We start from the raw sequence: 1,039 nt of genomic DNA on the forward strand, positions 1-1,039 counted from the left end.
ATTCACACCCGCCAGGGCAAGTACGCCAACTCTCGAACTTATCCAGTACGCCTGCCTTGCACGCTCGGAATGGAAGGCGCAGGCGAGGTGGTCGCCGTCGGGCAAGACGTGCAGCATCTAGCGATTGGCGACCGCGTAGCCTGGTGCATCGCTTGGGGAAGCTATGCCGAGTACGCCCGCATCCCTGCGGCGCTCGCTGCTCGTATTCCAGACGATGTGGACTACGACCTCGCCGCCGCATCGATCTTCCAGGGCTGCACCGCTCACTACTTGGTGGAAGACGTTGCCTGCATCGTGCCCGGCTCCACATGCCTCGTGCACGCCGCATCAGGAAGCATCGGCCAGCTGCTCATCCAGATGTCCAAGCGGCTAGGGGCAACGGTTTTCGCCACGGCCAGCACTGAAAAGAAATGCGCGGCCGCAATTGCTTGCGGGGCGGATCGGGCCGTGGTCTATGGAGATGGAAGCTTCGTCGACGTCGTTCGTCAGGCGACCGACGGCAGGGGTGTGGATGTCGTCTTCGATTCCGTCGGCCAAGCGACATTGCGCGACAGCATGAGAGCCGCCAGAACCCACGGTTTGATCGTGAACTACGGAAACGTCTCCGGCTCTGTGCGAGACCTCGATCCGATCGAGCTGGGCGAGGCGGGTTCGCTCTTCCTGACACGCCCGCGCCTGGCGGACCATATGGCCGACGCCGTCACCGTGCAGCGCCGCGCCGATGCGGTGTTCGCGGCCATGCGGCAAGGCGCATTGCGTATCGAGGTCGCAGCGCGCTAAACACTCGACGATCTGGACCTGGCGCTCGCCCGGATCGAAAGCCGCGAGCAGATCGGCAAGGCAGTCGTATGCATCTGAGTACCCCCTCGCACAACAGTCATCAAACACCAAACACCGACGACGACCACACTCCATGAACTCGATCAATCAGCACCCTGGCGCCTTGCTGCGCAGTCACATCGAGGCCCGAAAGGGACTGCTCGTTCCGGGCGCGGGCAACGCCCTGGCCGCACGCGTCATCGAAACGATGGGGTTCGAA

At 63.1% G+C, this 1,039-nt stretch carries 1 pseudogene; it reads left to right on the top strand.

Annotated features, from left to right (window positions below):
* Positions 1–858 (top strand): annotated as a pseudogene (locus ACSFA3_RS25920) (zinc-binding dehydrogenase); the annotation flags it as partial.
* Positions 859–1,039 lie beyond the last annotated feature (181 nt).

This window comes from Variovorax glucosi, assembly GCF_051216695.1.
Taxonomy (GTDB): Bacteria; Pseudomonadota; Gammaproteobacteria; order Burkholderiales; family Burkholderiaceae_C; genus Variovorax.